At 44.5% G+C, this 19,914-nt stretch carries 16 protein-coding genes and 1 riboswitch; of the genes, 9 read left to right on the forward strand and 7 right to left on the reverse strand.

Annotated features, from left to right (window positions below; all coding sequences use genetic code 11):
• Nucleotides 1-10: 10 nt before the first annotated feature.
• On the reverse strand, nt 11-895 hold the full coding sequence (locus P4S58_RS08730; RefSeq protein WP_337163633.1) for a carbohydrate ABC transporter permease: 885 nt from the start codon (nt 893-895) through the stop codon (nt 11-13).
• Between the two features lie 83 nt (nt 896-978).
• On the reverse strand, nt 979-2,205 hold the full coding sequence (locus tag P4S58_RS08735; protein ID WP_337163634.1) for an ABC transporter substrate-binding protein: 1,227 nt from the start codon (nt 2,203-2,205) through the stop codon (nt 979-981).
• Nucleotides 2,206-2,473: 268 nt separating this feature from the next.
• Between P4S58_RS08735 and P4S58_RS08740 the strand changes: the two genes are divergently transcribed.
• The 3 genes from P4S58_RS08740 (at nt 2,474) to P4S58_RS08750 (ending at nt 6,519) form a co-directional block, all read left to right on the forward strand.
• Nucleotides 2,474-3,493, forward strand: a complete 1,020-nt coding sequence (locus P4S58_RS08740; protein ID WP_042482012.1) for a LacI family DNA-binding transcriptional regulator — start codon at nt 2,474-2,476, stop codon at nt 3,491-3,493.
• A gap of 19 nt (nt 3,494-3,512) precedes the next feature.
• Nucleotides 3,513-5,876: a GH36-type glycosyl hydrolase domain-containing protein gene (locus P4S58_RS08745; RefSeq protein WP_337163635.1), complete on the forward strand. Its 2,364-nt coding sequence runs from the start codon at nt 3,513-3,515 to the stop codon at nt 5,874-5,876.
• 109 nt (nt 5,877-5,985) lie between these two features.
• Nucleotides 5,986-6,519 (forward strand): gluconokinase, encoded by a 534-nt coding sequence (locus tag P4S58_RS08750; protein WP_337163637.1) that lies wholly within the window; start codon nt 5,986-5,988, stop codon nt 6,517-6,519.
• A gap of 100 nt (nt 6,520-6,619) precedes the next feature.
• Here the strand turns inward: P4S58_RS08750 and mukB are convergent, their stop codons facing one another.
• The 4 genes from mukB to cmoM are packed head-to-tail and all read right to left on the reverse strand — an operon-like array spanning nt 6,620 to nt 13,947.
• Nucleotides 6,620-11,080, reverse strand: coding sequence for a chromosome partition protein MukB (gene mukB, locus P4S58_RS08755; RefSeq protein ID WP_337163638.1), 4,461 nt, complete (start codon nt 11,078-11,080; stop codon nt 6,620-6,622).
• A complete protein-coding gene (gene mukE, locus P4S58_RS08760; RefSeq protein WP_180980513.1) occupies nt 11,077-11,835 on the reverse strand; it encodes a chromosome partition protein MukE in 759 nt (252 codons plus the stop codon). Before mukE ends, mukB begins: the two co-directional genes overlap by 4 nt.
• Nucleotides 11,816-13,153 (reverse strand): chromosome partition protein MukF, encoded by a 1,338-nt coding sequence (gene mukF / locus P4S58_RS08765; RefSeq protein WP_337163640.1) that lies wholly within the window; start codon nt 13,151-13,153, stop codon nt 11,816-11,818. Before mukF ends, mukE begins: the two co-directional genes overlap by 20 nt.
• An 11-nt stretch (nt 13,154-13,164) precedes the next feature.
• Nucleotides 13,165-13,947, reverse strand: coding sequence for a tRNA uridine 5-oxyacetic acid(34) methyltransferase CmoM (cmoM, locus tag P4S58_RS08770; protein WP_337163642.1), 783 nt, complete (start codon nt 13,945-13,947; stop codon nt 13,165-13,167).
• An 89-nt stretch (nt 13,948-14,036) separates the two neighbouring features.
• Between cmoM and elyC the strand changes: the two genes are divergently transcribed.
• From elyC to P4S58_RS08800, 6 genes are all read left to right on the forward strand, one after another.
• Nucleotides 14,037-14,855, forward strand: a complete 819-nt coding sequence (elyC, locus tag P4S58_RS08775) for an envelope biogenesis factor ElyC (RefSeq protein ID WP_102963519.1) — start codon at nt 14,037-14,039, stop codon at nt 14,853-14,855.
• Between the two features lie 144 nt (nt 14,856-14,999).
• Nucleotides 15,000-15,647: a molecular chaperone TorD gene (gene torD / locus P4S58_RS08780; RefSeq protein WP_337163646.1), complete on the forward strand. Its 648-nt coding sequence runs from the start codon at nt 15,000-15,002 to the stop codon at nt 15,645-15,647.
• 281 nt (nt 15,648-15,928) lie between these two features.
• Nucleotides 15,929-16,939 carry an HTH-type transcriptional repressor PurR gene (gene purR, locus P4S58_RS08785; RefSeq protein WP_042481999.1) on the forward strand — a complete coding sequence of 337 codons (1,011 nt, stop codon included), beginning with the start codon at nt 15,929-15,931 and terminating at the stop codon, nt 16,937-16,939.
• 174 nt (nt 16,940-17,113) lie between these two features.
• Nucleotides 17,114-17,212: riboswitch (cyclic di-GMP riboswitch) on the forward strand.
• 113 nt (nt 17,213-17,325) lie between these two features.
• Entirely contained in the window at nt 17,326-17,913 is a 588-nt protein-coding gene (locus P4S58_RS08790) for a TfoX/Sxy family DNA transformation protein (RefSeq protein ID WP_042481998.1), read from the forward strand.
• A gap of 177 nt (nt 17,914-18,090) precedes the next feature.
• The gene (locus P4S58_RS08795; protein WP_042481996.1) at nt 18,091-18,774 is read left to right on the forward strand and encodes a TVP38/TMEM64 family protein; all 684 of its coding nucleotides are present in this window, start codon (nt 18,091-18,093) and stop codon (nt 18,772-18,774) included.
• A 1-nt stretch (nt 18,775) separates the two neighbouring features.
• Nucleotides 18,776-19,087, forward strand: a complete 312-nt coding sequence (locus P4S58_RS08800; protein ID WP_102965980.1) for a DUF7577 domain-containing protein — start codon at nt 18,776-18,778, stop codon at nt 19,085-19,087.
• A gap of 7 nt (nt 19,088-19,094) precedes the next feature.
• On the opposite strand, the gene P4S58_RS08805 is transcribed toward P4S58_RS08800, so the two are convergent.
• Nucleotides 19,095-19,901 (reverse strand): alpha/beta fold hydrolase, encoded by an 807-nt coding sequence (locus P4S58_RS08805; RefSeq protein ID WP_102952989.1) that lies wholly within the window; start codon nt 19,899-19,901, stop codon nt 19,095-19,097.
• Between the last annotated feature and the right edge of the window lie 13 nt (nt 19,902-19,914).

Raw genomic sequence — 19,914 nt, forward strand, 5'->3', positions numbered from 1 at the left:
GTTACCTACCTTATTTCTTAATGTAATTTGAGTAGATGAATGGCGCGATTAAGCACAAGACAGTCGTTAGCATCACGGTCGATGCTGCCGTCGCCAATCCGATATTGGCGCGTTCAAATAGGTTATCCATGATGAACTTAGCTGGAACTTCACTTGCCACACCGGGGCCTCCGCCAGTCATCGCGACAACGACGTCATACATCTTGATGATGCTGATAGAGAGTAAAACGACAGTAGTAATAATCATTGGGCGCAGCATAGGTAAAATAATGCTGATATAGACACGCCAAGTTGGGATACCGTCAATTTTGGTCGCTTTCCATAAGTCTTCATCAATACCACGAAGACCAGCCAGAAGCAGCGCCATGACAAGACCAGCGCCTTGCCACACCGCAGCAATCACAACGGTATAAAGCACCATGTCGGGGTTAACAATCCAATCAAAATAGAAAGACTCCCACCCCAAAGAGATCATGGTTTTTTGGATACCTAACTGTGGATTAAATATCCACTGCCACACTAATCCAGTGACGATAAACGACATGGCATAAGGGAACAAAAATACAGTTCTGAAGAAGCTCTCAGCTTTGATTTTTTGATCTATAAAAACAGCCAATAAAAAGCCCAGCACAAAACAGATTGCGAGGAACAAAAAAGCAATGACCAGTAGGTTTTCCAGCGAAGTCACCCAGCGGGAAGTACTGAATAGTCGCTCATACTGAGCGAATCCAACGAAGTCACTTTTAGGCAACATTCTTGAACTAGAAAACGAAAGACGAACCGACCAGAACATAGTGCCCATATAGGCAATCAACACGGTCAGTGCCATGGGTAAGGCTGCCAAATAGGCAAGTGCGTTACGTTTTAGGTGTCTTTGCACCGCAGCAACATTCATCGATGCACTCCACGATAAGTCAAAATAAGAGAGACATTCTTTAAAAAGGCGCACATACGTACGCCTTGTCAGTGAAAGTAATATTAGTCACGAAGCGCTTGAGTAAAGATAGTGACAGCTTTATCTGTCGTCATCTCTTGCGCGTTCCATACTTCTGTCACTGCATCTTTAAGTGAACCGTACAGATATTCTTCCATCAGCATTGAACCATCTGGTACCTGACGTTCTGCCACTTTCAGGATCGCCGCACCTTTCTGTGCACAAATATCCATGCTTGAAACATCGATATCGGTACGAACTGGGATCGAACCTTTCAGGTTGTTGAACTTAACTTGCGTCTCAGGGCTGAGCATTGATTCAACCAGTTTGTTTTGAACTGCGATTTGCCCTTTATCGTCGGTTTTCGGGAATACGAATACGTCACCGCCCACGATGTAAAGAGAATCATCACCCAAACCTGGGAAACAACCGTAATCTTGACCTGGGATCTTGTTGGCTTGAGTGAACTCACCCTTCGCCCAGTCACCCATGATTTGAATACCTGCTTTATCGTTGATAACAAGGCTGGTTGTATCATTCCAGTTACGACCTGGAGAGCCTGTATCTACGTATGGCTTAAGTTTCAAGAAAGTATCAACAACATTTCTAAACTCAGCTGAATTAAGAGTTTCACTATCACGTTTACCTAGCGCATCAAGGTAAAGTTGCTTGCCGCCTACATTACTTAGAACCGTGGCGAACATTAGGTTTTCTTGCCAGTTTTGACCACCAAGAGCCAGAGGGATATAGCCAGCAGCTTTGAGCTTGTCTAGAGCAGAAAATAGTTCATCAACAGTGGTAGGCTCTTTCTCAATACCTGCTTTAGCAAACGCCTCTTTTGAATACCAGAACCAACCCGGCATGTGAATGTTCACAGGAGCAGCATAGAAATGACCATTAACTTTGATGGCATTCAACGTTGGTTGCGGCAAGATTGATTCCCAGTTATTGGCTTTCGCTACTTCATCGATGTTGTTCAGCATGTCTTCTGCGATCATCTCGTGGTACTGCTGAGAAGTATTAAATAGAGCAGCTGTCGTTGGGGAACCACCAATCATACGGTTGATTGCCGCGCTACGAGCATTTGAACCACCCGCTACTGCGCTATCTTTCCAAGTTCCACCTTGAGCTTCAAATGAATCAGCCAAGACTTTGATCGCTGCGGATTCGCCGCCGGAAGTCCACCAGTGCATAACTTCTGCTTCTTCCTTAGCAAAAGCTGGCGTGGTAGCGAGGGTTATGGCGGCAGCCAGAGTAAGTTTCTTAATCATTGGGGGTACCTTTAGAGTTCGTTATTGTGTCTATTAATAATAATTAACGCTGAATCTTAATGGTTCAAAATGGAATCGATTCCATTTTTATATTTTATATATCTATATATTGGACTCTTCTAGAAGATCTTTTATTAAATATATCAATATGAGGATTTGATCACTAATTGCATAAATTAATGGTTTTAGGCAAAAAAATCTGTAAATATGCAAAATATGGCTCTACCATGGGCTTAAAGCAGTACTTTAGGTAAGTGAGTAGAGATCTATGGCGACTATAAAAGATGTAGCTAAGTTAGCTGGAGTCGGAGTCGGAACCGTTTCCAGACATCTATCTGGAAACGCTTCTGTTTCACCCAAAACAGCCAAAAAAATCGCTGCAGCTATGGCTGAATTAAACTATCGCCCAAATAGTATGGCGCGCTCATTGTCGTCAAAGCGTTCAGATATTGTTGGCCTTTGGGTGCCCTCTTTCTCTGGCTCATTTCATAGAAAAATGTTGCAGACCATAGAACGAGAACTACGCAAACGGGACAAGCACATCATTCTGGCCAACGCTGAAGATGCGCAAAACGATGAAGAGCGAATCAAGTGCCTCGATTACTTGATTGAACGTGATTGCGACGGCATTTTGATGTCCTGCCCTGAGCTATCTGTTATCCAGTTAGCGAAGATCGAAGCTCGCTACCCTAAAGTTGTGTTTATTAACCGTGATATCGAAGAGTTAATAGATAAGACCTTCTGCGCCAATCATTACCAAGGTGGTCGCCTAGCGGCTGAACACCTCATTGAACTGGGCCACACTGAAATTGCCATCGTCACTGGACGTATGAATGCACAAGATGCCATCAGCCGTCATCAGGGCTTCATAGATCGACTAGCGGAATCTGGCATTGAGGTGAAACCAGAGTTAATTGAATCCGGCGGCTACAGTTTTGAACTGGGTCGTGCTGCCACTCAACGTTTGATTGATAAAGGCATTCCATTTACCGCTCTATTTTGCGGTAACGACAACAGCGCCATGGCGGCAATTTCCACACTGAACGAACAAGGTATCGTAGTCGGTAAGCAGGTATCGGTGATTGGTTATGACGATATTGACTTGGCAGAATATGCCTCACCATCGCTAACCAGTGTGCGCATTCCACTAGAAGAAATCTCTATCAATGCTTGCCATCAAATTCTCAATTTATGTTACGGCGAATCGCTCCCGATAAAGACTCGTTTTGAACCGACGCTATCCATCCGCAATTCAACACACTCAGTAAAACAGTTGAAAACTAAGTAGTATTTCAGAGGGCTATTGAATGACACACTATATTGACTCCGGCAAACGCTTCTTACTAGATGACCCAACTCTAGTACCCAACAGCGCGGGATATTTATGGAATAAGAAGATGATGATTCATGTGAATTGTCAAGGTTACGCTGTAGCTCAATATATGAATCCTGAGCCTAAAAAATACGCTCACAACCCGAACATGGCTGCCATCAGTTTTATGCAGCCAGAGCAACCATATTTCGCTCACCATCCTGGTCGCTTTTTCTATCTGAGAGATGATGAAAGTGGTGAAATGTTCTCAGCGCCTTTTGCACCAATGAAGAAAGAATTGGATAGCTATCAGTTCCTACCAGGACTCAATGATATTAAGTGGCATATCAAGCACTTGGGTATCGAAATGGAAATGACGCTGACCCTTAGCGCCGATTTTGTTGCTGAGCTTTGGAAGGTCAAGGTTGTGAATCGTGATAGTAAGACGAGAAAAATTTCGCTCGTCCCTTACTTTCCGGTTGGCTATATGTCTTGGATGAACATGGCGGCTCACTATGATGAGACGCTGAATTCAATCGTTTGTACCTCGATCACGCCATATCAAAAGCTTGAAGACTACGAAAAGAACAAACATCTTAAAGACATCACATACTTCGCCTGTGATGTACGCCCGACTCATTTTGAAACCAGCATTCCTCGTTTCGAAGGACAAGGTGGTTTACATAATCCAACCGCCCTTCAACAAGGTAGTTCATTAAGCGATCAAGCAAACTACTATGAAATGCCTGCGTCCATTATGCAGTTTGCATTAGACCTGCAATCTGAAGAAGAACAAGAGTTTAACTTTGTATTCGGCCCTGCATTGAATAAAGCGGAGATCAGCCACACCCTAGAACAGACTCTGGGTGCGAATAAGAACCAGACTGTCGCTCGCTACGAGAGTTATATTGAGTCAGGTAAAGGGGTGTTGCAGGTATCAACACCGGACAAAATCTTTGATCAGTTCGTTAATAACTGGCTGCCTCGTCAAGTGTTCTACCACGGGGATACGCATCGATTAACCACTGACCCACAAACACGTAACTATTTGCAAGATGGCATGGGCATGGCTTATGTAAACAGCCAAGAGACTAAACAGGTTATTCTCACTTCTCTGTCACAGCAGAAACGCGACGGCGAAATGCCTGACGGTATTCTGTTAACACCAGAAGCCGAATTAAAATATATCAACCAGATCCCTCATACTGACCACTCAGTCTGGTTAACACTCATTCTTGAAGCCTATTTGAATGAAACCAATGATTGGGCGCTGCTGGATGAACCTGTCCCTTGGGCGGATTCTGATGAGAAGAGCAGCGTATTGGAGCACATGAACCTTGCCATGGAATATATGTGTCACGCCCGTGATGAACGCGGCTTGCCTTATATTGCGCAGGGAGATTGGTGTGACCCAATGAACATGGTGGGTTACAAAGGCAAAGGAGTTTCAGGCTGGTTAACCCAAGCATTAAGTTTTGCTCTGCAATCTTGGATTCGCCAATCACGCGGTGTTAATCACAGCGAGAAAATCGAGCAATTCCAGCAAACCGTCGATGAGCTAGCAGTTATTGCCGACGAGTATTTATGGCAAGGCGACTGGTATGCTCGTGGTATCACTGACGATGGTGTGACCTTTGGTGTTCCACAGGACAAAGAAGGACGTATCTTCTTAAATACGCAAAGTTGGGCTTTCCTAGCCAATATGCCTAATGAACAACAAACCGCACGAATGCTCAAGGCCGTCGATGAACAGTTGGATACGCCTTATGGTGTGATGCTATGCGCACCTGCATTTACGGCTATGCGAGAAGATGTTGGCCGTGTGACCCAAAAATGGCCTGGTTCCGGCGAAAATGGTTCTGTTTATAACCATGCCGCGGCTTTTTATGCTGCGAGTATGTACAACATTAAGCAGTCCGACAGAGCCTTTAAAACTCTGAGAAAGATGTTAGCCGATCCAGAAAATGAGTCCTTTGCTCAACGAGGTCAGCTACCTGTATACATTCCAAACTACTATCGCGGCGCATACTACCAGTTCCCTGAAACCGCAGGACGCTCAAGCAACCTGTTTAATACAGGTACAGGTGCTTGGTACTACCGCTTAGTGATTGAAGAGCTATTTGGCTTGAAAGGCTGCCAACAAGGTCTTGTGATTGCACCGCAATTACCTTCTGACTGGAAACATGCTCATGTATTGCGTCAGTTCCGTGGTGCCACATTCGATGTTGAATACCAAACAGTAAGCAGTGACAGTGAAGCAGGCATTTTTGTAGACGGCAACCGGCTGTCTTCGAACGTGATTGAAAATATTGCTGCGGGCAAAACTTACGAGGTGATTGTTCGCATTTTCCATCGCTAGCAATCCAACCTAAGAACCACCACATAGGTCAGAAATAATCACTCTGACCTATGTTCCAGCCTCATCAATCAAGCCTCTAACAAAAACTAAAATCAATTTGAGTCAAACTATGAGCGATAACAAAAACCAACATTCCGCGGTGTTCATCATCATGGGCGTATGCTGCACGGGTAAATCAACCGTAGGTGAGCACTTCGCAAAAGCCATTAACGGTAAGTTTATTGATGGTGACGATCTGCATCCTAAAGCCAATGTAATTAAGATGTCTCAAGGTCAGGCACTGAATGATGATGACCGAGCCCCTTGGCTAGAACGAGTCCGTGATTCTGCTTTTAGCATCGAAAAGAAAAACGAAATCGGCGTGATAGTGTGCTCGGCACTAAAGCAGACCTATCGCGACAAAATCCGCGAAGACAACAACAATGTGGTGTTCCTGCATCTTCATGCCGACAGAGAAGTCATCGCACAACGAATGCAAAACCGTGAAGGGCACTTTATGCCGCTGTCACTGCTCGACAGCCAATTCGCTACTCTTGAAGTGCCTTCATCACAAGAACCAAATACTCATCAAATTGATATCACGGGTTCCATTTCTGACGTCGTTAATCAGTGTGTGTCTGTTAGTAAGGCTTATTTAAGTTAACAAATACAACTTCGTTTGAGGTTTATTACCTTTAAACCTTGTGTGATTAGAAACAAAAACGCCTTCTTTTAAGAAGGCGTTTTTTATTAGGTTTTCGTTATTAACTGAGTTCTTCAGCTAACAGCTGTTCTTCCGACTTTGTTTTTTCAGTTTGTCCGAAGCCTCTCAAGCCAACCACGTGAACGTGCTCATGATCTTTGAACACCTTACGCACCAGTTTATAGGTTGTCCCCTTCTCTGGGCTGATGTTTTCAGGAGCCGCAATCAGAAGCTGCATATCTAGGCGATCACACAGCTCGAACAGCGTTGCTATTGACTTAGAGTCTAGACGCGCAGCCTCATCCAAGAACAGCAGACGACATGGAACGATGTCTTTGCTACGCAGACGGCGAGACTCTTCTTCCCAGCTTTGAACCACCATCAACAGAATTGATTGACCAGTACCAATCGCCTCACCGGTAGACAGTGCGCCAGATTCCGCTTGCAACCAGCCATCTGAACCACGGCTGACCTCAACGCTCAGTTCTAAGTAGTTACGGTAATCCAGCATCTCTTCGCCCAGTACCTGAGCAGAGCGCTGACCCATATCGATATGTGGGTTCACACGTTGGAATAGCTTCGCCATCGCTTCTGAGAAGGTGTAGCGAGAGCTTTCAAACAGATCTCTGTGCTGCTCATGGTTGTCTGACAATCCTGTTAATAGGATTTCATGGCTTTCACGAACTTTCACATTCAGACGAACGCCTTTCACCTGACCAAAGGCAATGTTTGACAAGCCTTGGTTCAGCATACGGATGCGGTTCTGTTCACGCTGAATGGTTTTGCGAATAATGCTCGCCACCGATTCAGAGCTTATAGCCAAACGGTTCTCACGCTGAGTCAGCTCTTCGGTTAGACGTGCCAGCTCCACTTCCATCTCTTCGATAGCTTCAACTGGGTCGTCAGTACGAATGATGTCTTGACGAATACGTTCGCGAAGGTGCTGATAAACCGCAATGTAGAACAATACTTTACGTTCAGGGCGAGCATTGTCTTCCGACTGACGTAGCGCATCACGCAGATCTTCATTGTTTGCTACTGCAAGACGCAGTGCACCTAATGATTTATCTGACATAGAGCGCAGTTCATCCGCAGACAGGTACGCAAGTTCACGTTTGTGCAGACGACGCTCTACATCATTTTCGCGCGCTAAACGCAGTACAGAGCACCAACCCGCTTTCGCGTTGACGACAAACGTACGTAAGTCACGGTAGTCTTTCTCAACTTTCTTTAGACGCTTGACCAGCGCTTTCATTTCAAGGTCAGTTGAAGTGATAGTACGTTCGTATTCACTCTTACGAGCTCGAGAAGTATGCAGACGTTCATACAGTTCATCACGACGATGCTGTGCACGCTCTAACGCACCTTCATCAGCATGAACACCGAACTCTTGCAGTTCTTGCTTAAACTCTTGAACCGTTTCAAGTTTTGCCTGATGCGAGCTCTTCAGCGATGCCAATACCTGATTGTATTGACCAATTTGCGCTTGAGACTGTTTCAGTTCTTCACGAGTGCGATTACGGGTGCTTTCCGCTTGCACTAGCTTCGCTTTCAACTGCTCACTTAATTCACTGCTTTGACTCAACATATCCACTGAGTCTGAATAAGCGAAGTGATGGCGACGTTCAACCAAATCAGATAATGCGAAGATCTGCGCTTTCAATTGTTGAAGTTGTGTATCCGCTTGCTGATATTGCTCTTCCAGTGCGTCGAATTGCTCTGGGTCTGCGTCTAGCGCGTTGACCACTTTCTCTAGCTCAGCGATGGTTTTTCCATGAGCCGAAATAAAGCTTTTCGATTCACTCAACTGAGCAATCTTTTGCGCGATTTCTTCCACTCGTTCCGCTAAAGAATCGTCTTCAATCAGCAACATGTTCGGCGCAATTTTATCCAGTGCGGAAATCGCTTGTTTGCTGAGCTGCACCTGACTGCGTTGTTGTTGATCCTGACTGTCTAACTCAGCCAGAGTACGAGCGATTTGGTTACGTTTATCACGCGCCACTTGAATTGCTTGCTCTGGGTCTGCATCAAACGCAACGTGCAGATGCTTGGCGACAAACTCATTGAAGCTAGTGTATAGGCGTTGCAGCTTTTGCGAGTCAAAAGCAGCTTTCGCGTGTTGTTCCACCACTTCTTCACGTTCAGAACGTAGTAGTTCCAAACGTTGCTCACGGGCTGCGCGACCAAACAGAGGAATAGCTGGCAGACGTGAATAACGAATCTGACGATCATTGAACTGAACACAAACAGCGCCATCCAGTTCTTCAGCATTGAATGAACTATCGTCAAACGCGTCTACATCACCTTCAATCAGGTAGAGATCTTCAGGACAATCATCCAGTTCAATGAGCTTTTCTTTGATACCTGTGAGGTCAGAAACCACAATCGCGTGACGTGCAGGACCATACATCGCACTGAAATATGGTGCATCTTCAATGGTGATATCGTCATAAATTTCCGACAGCAACACACCGCCAAGCGTATCGGCTAAGCCTTTCAAGCGAGGATCGTTCGAACCACTTGGAGACGCTAAACGTTCAATTTCTTGCTCTAGAACATCACGACGCTCAGCAAGCTTATCTTTCGCGTTGGATTGGACTTTTTCCTGCTCCAATACCTGCTGCATTTCTGCCATAACCGATTGGCTGTTAGCCAGCTCAGCACCACTTTGCTCACGAAGAATTTCTAGTGCATCGTTGGCTTTAATCCAAGCAGGAGCGATAGCTTCAAGCTGAGTGATCTTCTGCACTTGGTCTTGCTCTAGACGACGCTGTTCACTGCGTTTTTCACGCAGTTCTTCTTGTGTCGATTCTAAGTTTTCCAATACTGCTTGATGACGTTCTAGCTCTTGCTCAACCGCCATTTCATTACTCAAAGTGACGTTGTGTTGTTTTTGGTACTCATCAACAAGTTTACGAACAGCGGTTTGTTGCTCTAAGCGACGTTCTAAATCTCGTTGCTGCGCATACCACTGTTGTTCGTTTTGCGTCACTTGTTGTGCTTCATTCGCACGACGAATCAGTGTTCTTGCTTCTTGAGCTGCATCTTGGCGTTCAACATTGCCCAACACGCGCTTCACTAAGCTAAACGCATTCTCAAACTGAGACGCTGCCGCAGACGACATATCGAGTTTGTGTTTCAGAGACAGTAACTCTGAAGTGCGCTCTTCCTGCTGCTGCTTAAGCTCTGCCACTTTCGCTACGGCGTTTTCAGCACTGATGGCTTCATCACCCAATAGCTGCTGCGCTTTATCTAGCGCTTGCAATGCTTGTTGGTATTGCAGTGCACGGGTTTGTTGCACATCCAGTGCTTGTTGGTAATCGGCCAGTTGCGTCTTGAGGCTATCCACCTCTTCTTCCGCAACTGTCGCCTGCTCTTCAGCTTCTAATAAGCGCTCTTGAGCTTCTTCAACCACCATCATCTGTTCTTCAAGACGCATGTTCAGCTCTTCAAGATCATCCTGATAGCGTTCAATCTTCTCTTGCTGACGCAATGCGTTTTGAACCAGTTGCAAATGGTCAGAAGCACCTTGATGGTCTTGCTCAAGTGCAGACTCTTGTTCAACCAACATCTCAAGTTCTTCATGCACTCGGTTAAGCAAACTGTTTTGCTCAATCAAGGTTTCACGAGAGCTCATTAACTCTTTACGCAGTTCAAGCGTCTGACCAACTTTATTGCGACGATCGTTTGCATGACGCATATAGTCAGCCGCAACGTAGTTGGTCGATTCCGTAATCAGATGTTTAAACAGATCGCGGTCGGCTTGGGTTGATTTGATCGCTTCAAGCGTCATGCGGTTTTCACGCAACGCCGATTCCATATCTTGGAACGCTTTCTTTACCCCGCCATTTTGTGGCAATAGGTAATCACGAAGCGAACGAGTAATCGCACTTGAAATACCACCGTATAAAGACGCTTCAATTAAACGATAGAATTTAGAACGATCACCACTGCTGCGCAGTTTCTTTGGCAGAACGCCAAACTCGAACATTTGCGCGTGGTAATCCACGGTAGAGCTGAACGCTTTGAAGTGTGCACCTTCAATCGCAGAGACTGCGGCTTTCACATCGTTGATTTGACGTACGCGCGCATGCTTGTCTGAAACCGTTTCGATTAGGATATCAGTCGGTTTGATATGACTTGGCAAGCCTTGAATAAGGAATGGTTTGATATCCACTTTCTTATCACGACCCGCGACTTGTTGCAGCTTCACGCCAAACAATAAGCGCTGTTTGCGAGAGTTCACCACATCAAGCGCCGCGTAACAGGCACCCGGTTGTAATTTACCGAACAGACCTTTGTCACGAGACGCTTGCGAGCTACCTGCTTCTGTCGTATTGCGGAAATGCAGTAAGCTTTGGTCAGGGATAAGCGCAGTGATAAACGCTGCCATAGTGGTCGATTTACCAGCTCCGTTACCGCCAGATAGTGTCGTTACTAAGCCATCAATATCAAATGTACGAGCAAAGAAGCCGTTCCAGTTGACCATGGTCAGCGATTGATACTTACCTCTTTCAATCATGCTTCACCTTCCAATTCTGTATCATCGACTTGCTCTTGATCTGTTAGGGAATCCTCGTCTAACAAGTCTTCCTCTAATGAACCTTCATCCAACAAACTATGTTGATTCGGTTCCTGAGTATGCACAACAGCTTCACCATCGCGGATCAAGCGCAGCTGCGCTTCACGCATATCGTCACCTACTCGTACATCGGCACCGAAACGGAATACCGCTTCACTGATACTGAATTTTGAGGTTTCGCCGATATTGATAATCATGCCAAGACGACGTAAACGACGAAGTGATGCTCGAACTTTTTCAAATAACTTCTCTTTATCCAAATCCGAACCGTTGGCTCTGTTCGTCACTAACTTCATGAGCTTTTTCTCATCGGTTAGCGCAAGCAGCTCTTCATACAGCTCTTGATTGGTAAAGATACCCTCATGAGCCAAACGCTCAGGGCTAAGATAAAGGAAACACAACACTTTACCCACCAGCATGTCCAGCTCGGACAAAATACTGCGGTTGATAAGTGTTGTAGAACGCGGACGTAAGTAGAAGAAGCCTTCAGGGGCGCGTACCAGTTCGGTGTTGTAACGTTGGTAAAATTGCGCCAGTTCCGTTTCAAAATCCGATAGGAATGCGTGATTATCTAAATCGTCGCTGGAAACATGTCGACCCGCACGCAAGGCACTGTCCAGTGCAGGGAAAAGCGGATTGCTGATCGCTTTCGCCAGATTCTCTGGCATGTATTCATTAATATCTGTCGATGACATTTGCTTGTACCTTTGCACCAAAATCGTTGATTGCTTGCCAGTCCGGCTGAATCGCGCGGTAGTCCGATTCGGAGTAACCGAGTCGAACGGCTTGATCAACAACTATTCGTGCTAAATCAAAATGATGAGTTTTTGGATGAGTGGCGAGGTAATCGCGTAATACAGCACCCAAATCTATCGCTTGTCCTTGGTCTTTATGCACTTGCAGCATTGCGCCAATTCTCTCAGCAAGTTCATCGTTTACTTGCTGGAATTCTTCGTACTCTACTTCGTCAGGAACGCTACCTGTCACTTCATCATCGCGAAGCACTAACGCTTCATCACGAAGATCCATCAAACGCTCAGCATCGGCATAGGTTAAATACCAAGGTTGCTCAAAGTAGTCATTGAAGGATTGACGCAGACGTTGGCTAAACGCACGGTTTTGGTCCATATCAATAGCGGTACGAATGAACTTGTGTACGTGGCGGTCATAACCAATCCACAAGTCAATCGCCTGCTGACCCCAACTCGTGATTCGGTCGAGTTTCATCTGCAAGCTGAATAAGGTCTCTTCAATAAACTCAAGTTCAGGATTGCCATACACAATCTCCTGAATGTCTAAAATCTGAGTTTGAAGATCATCGCCAGCGGTTTGCAACGTATCTTGCAGCTCGCGCAATGTTGAAGATGTTTCTGAAAGTAGCTCTTCACAGTTATTGATGGCTTCACGCCAATCTTTATTCAGAAGCTCTGCGATTTGCTCTTTTACGGATTGCTGCTGCTCATCCATAACACGTTGGTTTAAATCAATACGGTCAAAGATTTCGCCCACAGAGTATTTCAGCACACCGAAAACGTTCTTTTTCCAGTGTCCAACTGAGCCACCTTGCTGTGCAGATTCGACAGCTTTTGCCATTTCGTCAGCCAACATAGAGAGTTGGATAGACAGCTTCAGCTTAGAGAACTCTCGGTGACGAACGTAGTAATCGGTTATGCCTATCGCCAGTGGCGACAGTCGATATATGCTCGCCCCTTCAGTGAGTTCGCTGGTAAAGCGACTGATAAGACGTTGTTTAACTAGCTCATTAATGGCGTTGTTAGCACGAAAAGCCGACGCTTCACCTGTATCTTCAAACATTCGAGTGACTATAGTGAATGCATCGTGCAACTCGCCTTCACCGAGTTCTTCATCAAATCTTTCGTTACTCAGCACTGCAATTGCAATGAGAAATGCGAGTCGCTCAGTCGATAGATTTAATGAGAAATCATGCTGTTTTACCCAGCTAACCAATTCATCAATAGGTTGCTCAACAGCTTTCTGAGTTAACTCACCCATTGTTATTCCTGTTATTGTTTTTTCTTAGCCCATACATGTATGTATCGGCCTAATGAGAGGTATGGCTCCTGACGACAAAATTTTCGTTCTAAAGCCAATACATCATCGTATTGGTATTCGCCCATGTTTTTCACATTGCCAATATAATCACTGAAACAGCGAATACCCGATTTTCCTTGTATCTCAAACCCTGCGTCCTCTATCCATTGGTACACTTCCGTAGGAAGTAATCCGGTTTGAGGTTGGAGCTTGAATCGTTTTCGATGCGGCATCCCCTCTAATACATGAGGAATATTGCCACAAACCGCATTTTTATATACCAGCCCGTGATAGTTGTAGAACATGATAGACGCCATCCCTCCCGGTTTAACCTGTTCTAACAAGTTTTCCAATGCGGGTTTAGGGGCCGCCAACCATTCCATCACAGCGTGAAACATCAACACATCGACGGGTTCACTCAAATGCTCCTGAATATTTTGCACAGGAGAATGAACCAGATGATATTGATCAAGCAAACCATGATTGGCAATATCCTGTTTGGCTAGATTGAGCATTTCAGAAGAAAGATCACACAAGGTGACACGATGCCCAAGTTTGGCGATCTTCTGTGACATCTGTGCGAGTCCACCTCCTGCATCAAGTACATGCAATGGAGCTTCTGACTGGTCAAAATTTGTTAACATCTGTGTGAGATCTTCCCAAACAATGACTTGGCGGATTTCTCCTTTGTCAGAGCCATAGATGTTTTTTGCAAATTTGTGGGCAATATCGTCGAAATTGCGATCTTCTGTCACGGCGGCTTGAGTTATGATAACGAATTCGTGCTGCTATTTTGTCATAGGAATAGCAGGAATAAAGAGGGTTTCTCCCTTTTTATTATCAAGTGCTGTTTTTTCGGACTATTTTGTTTATGTTTGAGCTGAAAAAGATTGTTTCATCCTTTTTAATGCCCTTGCCAGCACTGCTGATTGTGGGATTCATCGGCTTAATGCTGATTATGTTTACTGCCAAGCGTAAGACTGGCAGCCTAATCGTTTTATTTTCACTCACCAGTCTTTTCCTTATTTCGTTCCAACCAATATCAACTCGCTTATTGATGCCACTGGAGCGTCAATACTCTGCTTTCCTTCCTGTGGAAGGGGCAATTGACTATGTAATGGTGTTAGGTAACGGCCATGTTGTTGACGACGATATACCGCCTACATCGGAACTTTCTCGTACTGCACTAATGCGTTTAGCCGAAGGTATACGCATCGTTCGCATGTACCCGGGGTCTAAACTGATTCTTTCTGGCTATTCCGGCGGCAGTGAGTTCAGTCATGCTCGTATGCTGGCGCGTGTTGCTTTGGCTCTTGGCGTCGCAAAATCCGATATCGTGTTGTTGGAAACAGCTAAAGATACATGGGAAGAAGCAAGACAAGCCGCAGCTTTCGTGCAAAACAGAAAGCTCGTATTGGTTACTTCGGCTAGCCACATGGAAAGAGCAATTAAAGAGTTTGAATCGGCTGGGCTAAACCCCATTCCAGCGCCAACCAACTTTCTGGCGCAAGTAAACATCGCGCAACCTTGGGAAAAGTACACGCCTAAAGCACGCTATTTGGAACAAACCGAGCGATTCTGGCACGAGAGTTTAGGTCAGCTTTGGCAGAGTCTGCGTGACTATGTTGCTGGTTATGAAGAAACCGTAACACAAAACCAGTAGTAATCATCACACTCTGTTAAGACCCGCCTAGTGCGGGTTTTTTCTTATCTTTACAGCACAATTTCCAAACAAATTAATCAGTAAATTTCATATAAAGCGCAATTATTGCTTAGACTTAGAAAAAGGCTGAACCGGAGCTAAGCGATGAAAGAAATTAAAGCATTCAATGACAAACGTGCTGAAATTTATTGGTGGCTTTCAGGTCTGTTTACTCATGAGCTCACTACACAGGAGTTAGCACGTTATGACTCCCCAGAAATTCATAACTTCCTAGCAGGTCTTGGTGAGAATGCGCATTTAGCAGAACCTAGCCAAAAGTTCATTTCTGTCCTCGACCGACTCCTCAAGCAACAGGATGCTCAAGTTCAAATAGCCAATAGCTTTGATCATCTATTTTCAAAATGTGATGAAAATTCTGCACTACCCTATGCTTCACTCTATTTTGATAAATCTAAGCTTGTTGATATATCCCCAGCACAAGCGATTGCGGATCTGATGGAACAAAATGGCGTTCATGTACAGAAACAGGCAGATGAGTCTTATGATCATCTTTCTATCGAGTTGGATTTTCTTGGCCACCTAATTATCCGTTCGAATGAACTGGAAAAAGAGCCGCATATGGAGAAAGCACTTCAGTTTCAAGCAGACTATATCCGTAATCATTTACTGAGCTGGGTGCCAGAATTTTCTCTTCATTGCTCAAGTGTGGACAAATTAGGGTTTTATTCTTCAATCTCCGTATTATTAGTTGCTTTTCTACAACTTGATTTACATTACCTTACTGGCGACTGATTCTCGCCGACAGCTCATTTTAGGCAATGAATTGTGACTACCGTTGAGTTTGCGCTTATGATTTGTCGTTGCGAGCTAACCGTTTGCGGTTTAAACTCAACAGCAAAAATATGATTAATCATTATTTAAAACGCAAACCGCTGTTTCAAAGCGGTTTTTGTGTTTTAGTGACTTTAGGCTAGAAGCTTTTCAACTTCGCCGCTGCTGAATCCGGCCAGTAATCGGGTTTGTTTGACCTAATAAAATTTAGCTAAAATCAGCAGTCAAAACAGGACAAATCTATGGCTACGATTAAAGACGTTGCTCGCTTAGCAGGCGTATCAACCACAACCGTATCACACGTTATTAATAAAACTCGCTTTGTAGCAGAAGCAACTCAAGAGAAAGTTCTTGAAGCAGTAAAAGAGCTAAACTACGCACCAAGTGCGGTAGCACGTAGCTTGAAATGCAATACAACACGTACTATCGGTATGTTGGTTACTCAATCCACCAACCTATTCTTCTCTGAAGTTATCGACGGCGTAGAAAGCTACTGTTACCGCCAAGGTTACACGCTAATTCTGTGTAACACGGGTGGTATTTACGAGAAGCAAAGAGACTACATTCGAATGCTGGCTGAAAAACGTGTCGATGGTATTCTGGTGATGTGTTCTGACTTCACTCCTGAACTATCAGAAATGCTTAATGCACATGCTGACATTCCAAAAGTTATTATGGACTGGGGTCCAGAAGCGTCTAAAGCCGACAAGATTATCGACAACTCTGAACTAGGTGGCTACTTAGCAACTAAGTACCTTATCGACAGAGGACACAAAGACATCGCTTGCCTCAGCGGCCATTTAAACAAACTGGCTTGCCAGGAACGAATCGCTGGTTTCCGTCGCGCGATGGGCGAAGCCAATCTAGAAGTAAATGATAACTGGATTCTAGAAGGCAACTTTGAGTGCGACACTGCCGTTTTAGCAGCCGATAAGATCATCGCAATGGATAAAATGCCAACCGCAGTGTTCTGTTTTAACGACACCATGGCGCTGGGGCTAATGTCTCGTCTGCAACAGAAAGGTGTTCGTGTACCTGACGATATTTCTGTCATTGGTTACGACAACATTGAATTGGCTGAGTACTTCTCACCACCACTGACAACTATCCACCAACCGAAACGTCGTGTGGGTAAAAACGCTTTCGAAATCCTGCTTGAACGCATTAAAGACAAAGAACACGAACGCCGTATCTTTGAAATGCATCCAGAAATCGTTGAACGCGATACAGTAAAAGATCTCACAAAAGAATAAGTTACACTTAATAGAGCCCTAGAACTTCCTAGGGCTTGCGAGAAATCTCTCGCAAAATTTTTCGATTGTAATAAAAACAGTAAACATAAAGTTCATTTTCTGAACTAAAATCACATTTAGTGCACATAAATGTGATGCTAATTCAAGTTTTTGATTATTATTTTCAGTCTAGTGTCACGCACAGGGCAAACCATTTGAAAGGATGGGACGCAAAGCCTCCGGCCTAAACCAAACGATGTTCATTCATCACTGGTAGGTAGCGGGGTTGCCGATGGCAAAAATCTATACATGAGTTGACTATTGATTGACATACTTCATGTATTTTTTTGCTATTCTCTCGGACCTGAATTTGGTGGCGTATTAGTTAATACACCGAGACTAACAGCATGGATAAACCAGTACTAAAAGACTCAATGCGGCTTTTTGAGCAGCTAGGATGTGTGAAATCACGTTCTATGTTCGGAGGGTTCGGCATTTTCATCGACGACGCGATGTTCGCTCTAGTGGTTAACGACCGACTGCACATTCGCGCAGATGATCACTCCTCAAAAAATTTCCAGCAACAAGGATATGAACCTTACGTATATAAGAAACGTGGTTTCCCTGTTGTTACAAAATATTTCGCTTTACCTGAAAATGCTTGGGAAACCCCAGAGCAGATTATTGAAGAGGCGAAACAGGCTTTAGAAGCAGCAAAGCAAGAACGTGAAACTCAAGCGAAAGCAAAACCCGATCGCCTTAAAGATCTGCCTAACATGCGTCTGGCTACAGAGCGTATGCTGAAAAAAGCAGGCATCGATTCTGTTGATATGCTTCAACAAAAAGGTGCACTCGCCGCGTTCAGAGCGGTACAAGAGACTCACAACACAACTGTTGGTTTAGAGTTACTTTGGGCATTAGAAGGTGCAATTGAAGGTAAACACTGGTCGGTGATTCCTCAATCTCGTCGTGACGAGTTAATGCAGAAGCTTTAAGTTAAAAACTTACCTTAAGTTTAAAAGCACTCTTTACGAGTGCTTTTTGTTTTTCAGCAGCTTTCTGTATTTAAGAAAAGTGAACCCAGATTGAAATTAAAAATCGACTTTCCCTTTCTTATTAACCATAGATGAAGGACATTTAATAATAATGAGCCGACTATTTTGGAGTAATTAATGAGTCGTAAACTGATACTGGGTTTAGTTTTAGTCGCTGTGGTTGTTTTTCTCGGTATTGAATTTAGCCAATATCTAACTCTTGAGAATGCAAAAGCTCAACAAGCAAACCTTTCTCACTACATTGAGCAAAACCTTCTCTACTCAGCGCTGATATATTTTGTTGCTTATGTGGTTATTACCGCCTTTTCCATTCCCGGCGCAGCGGTTGTCACTCTACTCGGAGCCGCTTTGTTTGGCTTTTGGTTTAGCCTTGCGTTAGTCTCTTTTGCAAGCACCATAGGGGCAACGCTCGCTTTTCTCAGCAGTCGTTACTTACTTAGAAATTGGGTTCAACAACGCTTCAGTGACAAACTCAACGCGATCAACACAGGTGTAAAAAAAGACGGTTCTTTCTATCTCTTTACACTAAGACTAATTCCCGTGTTCCCGTTCTTCCTTATCAATCTACTGATGGGGCTTACACCTATTTCAACCGCTCGCTATTATTTAGTGAGTCAACTGGGCATGCTTCCGGGTACCGCTGTTTACCTTAACGCAGGCACACAGTTAGCCGAGATAAAGACACTTGCAGGCATTGTTTCGCCAACGGTGTTGCTCTCTTTCGCCTTATTGGGAGTATTCCCTTTCATAGCTAAATGGTTACTGTCTAAACTTCAAAAGAGAGCGATCACCAACGAGTAGTATGAAAATATTCATAGCTCAGCACCCTGCTGAAGCACATATCGTGTGCGGATTATTACGTCAGCAAAGCATTCCCTGCGAAGTAAGAGGGGAAACCCTTTTTAGCGTTCGTGGGGAAATTCCTTTTGACGAGTCTTCATCACCTTATGTCTGGCTGCTGAACCTCAGCTTCATAAAACAATCAGAAGCCATTGTCCGTGACTACTTGCACCCTATAAACGGAAATGAGCCTGAATGGCGTTGTGAGCATTGTGGGGAACAAAACGAACCACAGTTCGGATTATGTTGGAACTGCGGCTCAGAGAACAATTAGAGAACGGCTACGCTTTCAGCGTTAACTGTTTGTTGATGAAGTCGATAGAAACGCGGTTAAAGACTTCCGGCTGCTCGATATTACATACGTGGCCGCAATTGGGAATTTCCCAAAGCTCACTTTTCTCATGCATAGCAACCATATCTTTAACTGGCTGAATAAACATATAGTCACGCTCCCCCATCAAATATAGGGTTGGAATCGGTAACTCTTTGTCACGGAAGCAACGCATCATTGGATTGATTTCTGCGGCAAGCGTAAACCAGCGCTTAAACTCCTTCTGGCAGAGTTTCTTTGCTTCTCTAACGAATAAATTGCGAGATTGCTTTTGGCTACGCTGAGGCATCACGATGTAAGCAAATAGACGATAGAGCCACATGTACGGCACGAAATTCTTACTTATATGCCCGAGCTTCACCAGTATTTGCGAACGTACATTTAGACGAGTAACAGCACCACCCAACACCATAGAACTGACTCGCTCAGTGGCAAGCTCTGCAAGGTTGCGAACAATAATGGTACCCAATGACATGCCAACAAAATGCGCAGATTGAATTTTTAGGTGGTCGAGCACTCGCAACACATCCAATGTCACTGACTTAAACGTGTACTTGTTGCGGATTAAGTCTTTGATAAGCTGGGGTGACTTACCGTGACCACGCAAATCGACGAATAGCAAATTGAAGTGCTGCTTATACGCTTTAATTTGCTTAAACCAAATGGCCGAACTACCTCCAGCACCATGAACAAATACCACCCACTCTTTACTCGTAGGATGATGGTAAGTTTTATGAAAAAGCATGCTTTGAAGCATTGATACCACTTAA

It is taken from the genome of Vibrio sp. Hal054, from assembly GCF_037162405.1.
Lineage (GTDB): Bacteria > Pseudomonadota > Gammaproteobacteria > Enterobacterales > Vibrionaceae > Vibrio > Vibrio diazotrophicus.

Bases quoted from the DNA above. Each gene is read 5' to 3' on its own strand.
- P4S58_RS08730 (WP_337163633.1), bottom strand. From the start codon at position 895: ATGAATGTTGCTGCGGTGCAAAGACACCTAAAACGTAACGCACTTGCC.
- P4S58_RS08735 (WP_337163634.1), bottom strand. From the start codon at position 2,205: ATGATTAAGAAACTTACTCTGGCTGCCGCCATAACCCTCGCTACCACG.
- P4S58_RS08740 (WP_042482012.1), top strand. From the start codon at position 2,474: ATGGCGACTATAAAAGATGTAGCTAAGTTAGCTGGAGTCGGAGTCGGA.
- P4S58_RS08745 (WP_337163635.1), top strand. From the start codon at position 3,513: ATGACACACTATATTGACTCCGGCAAACGCTTCTTACTAGATGACCCA.
- P4S58_RS08750 (WP_337163637.1), top strand. From the start codon at position 5,986: ATGAGCGATAACAAAAACCAACATTCCGCGGTGTTCATCATCATGGGC.
- mukB (WP_337163638.1), bottom strand. From the start codon at position 11,080: ATGATTGAAAGAGGTAAGTATCAATCGCTGACCATGGTCAACTGGAAC.
- mukE (WP_180980513.1), bottom strand. From the start codon at position 11,835: ATGTCATCGACAGATATTAATGAATACATGCCAGAGAATCTGGCGAAA.
- mukF (WP_337163640.1), bottom strand. From the start codon at position 13,153: ATGGGTGAGTTAACTCAGAAAGCTGTTGAGCAACCTATTGATGAATTG.
- torD (WP_337163646.1), top strand. From the start codon at position 15,000: ATGAAAGAAATTAAAGCATTCAATGACAAACGTGCTGAAATTTATTGG.
- purR (WP_042481999.1), top strand. From the start codon at position 15,929: ATGGCTACGATTAAAGACGTTGCTCGCTTAGCAGGCGTATCAACCACA.
- P4S58_RS08790 (WP_042481998.1), top strand. From the start codon at position 17,326: ATGGATAAACCAGTACTAAAAGACTCAATGCGGCTTTTTGAGCAGCTA.
- P4S58_RS08795 (WP_042481996.1), top strand. From the start codon at position 18,091: ATGAGTCGTAAACTGATACTGGGTTTAGTTTTAGTCGCTGTGGTTGTT.
- P4S58_RS08800 (WP_102965980.1), top strand. From the start codon at position 18,776: ATGAAAATATTCATAGCTCAGCACCCTGCTGAAGCACATATCGTGTGC.
- P4S58_RS08805 (WP_102952989.1), bottom strand. From the start codon at position 19,901: ATGCTTCAAAGCATGCTTTTTCATAAAACTTACCATCATCCTACGAGT.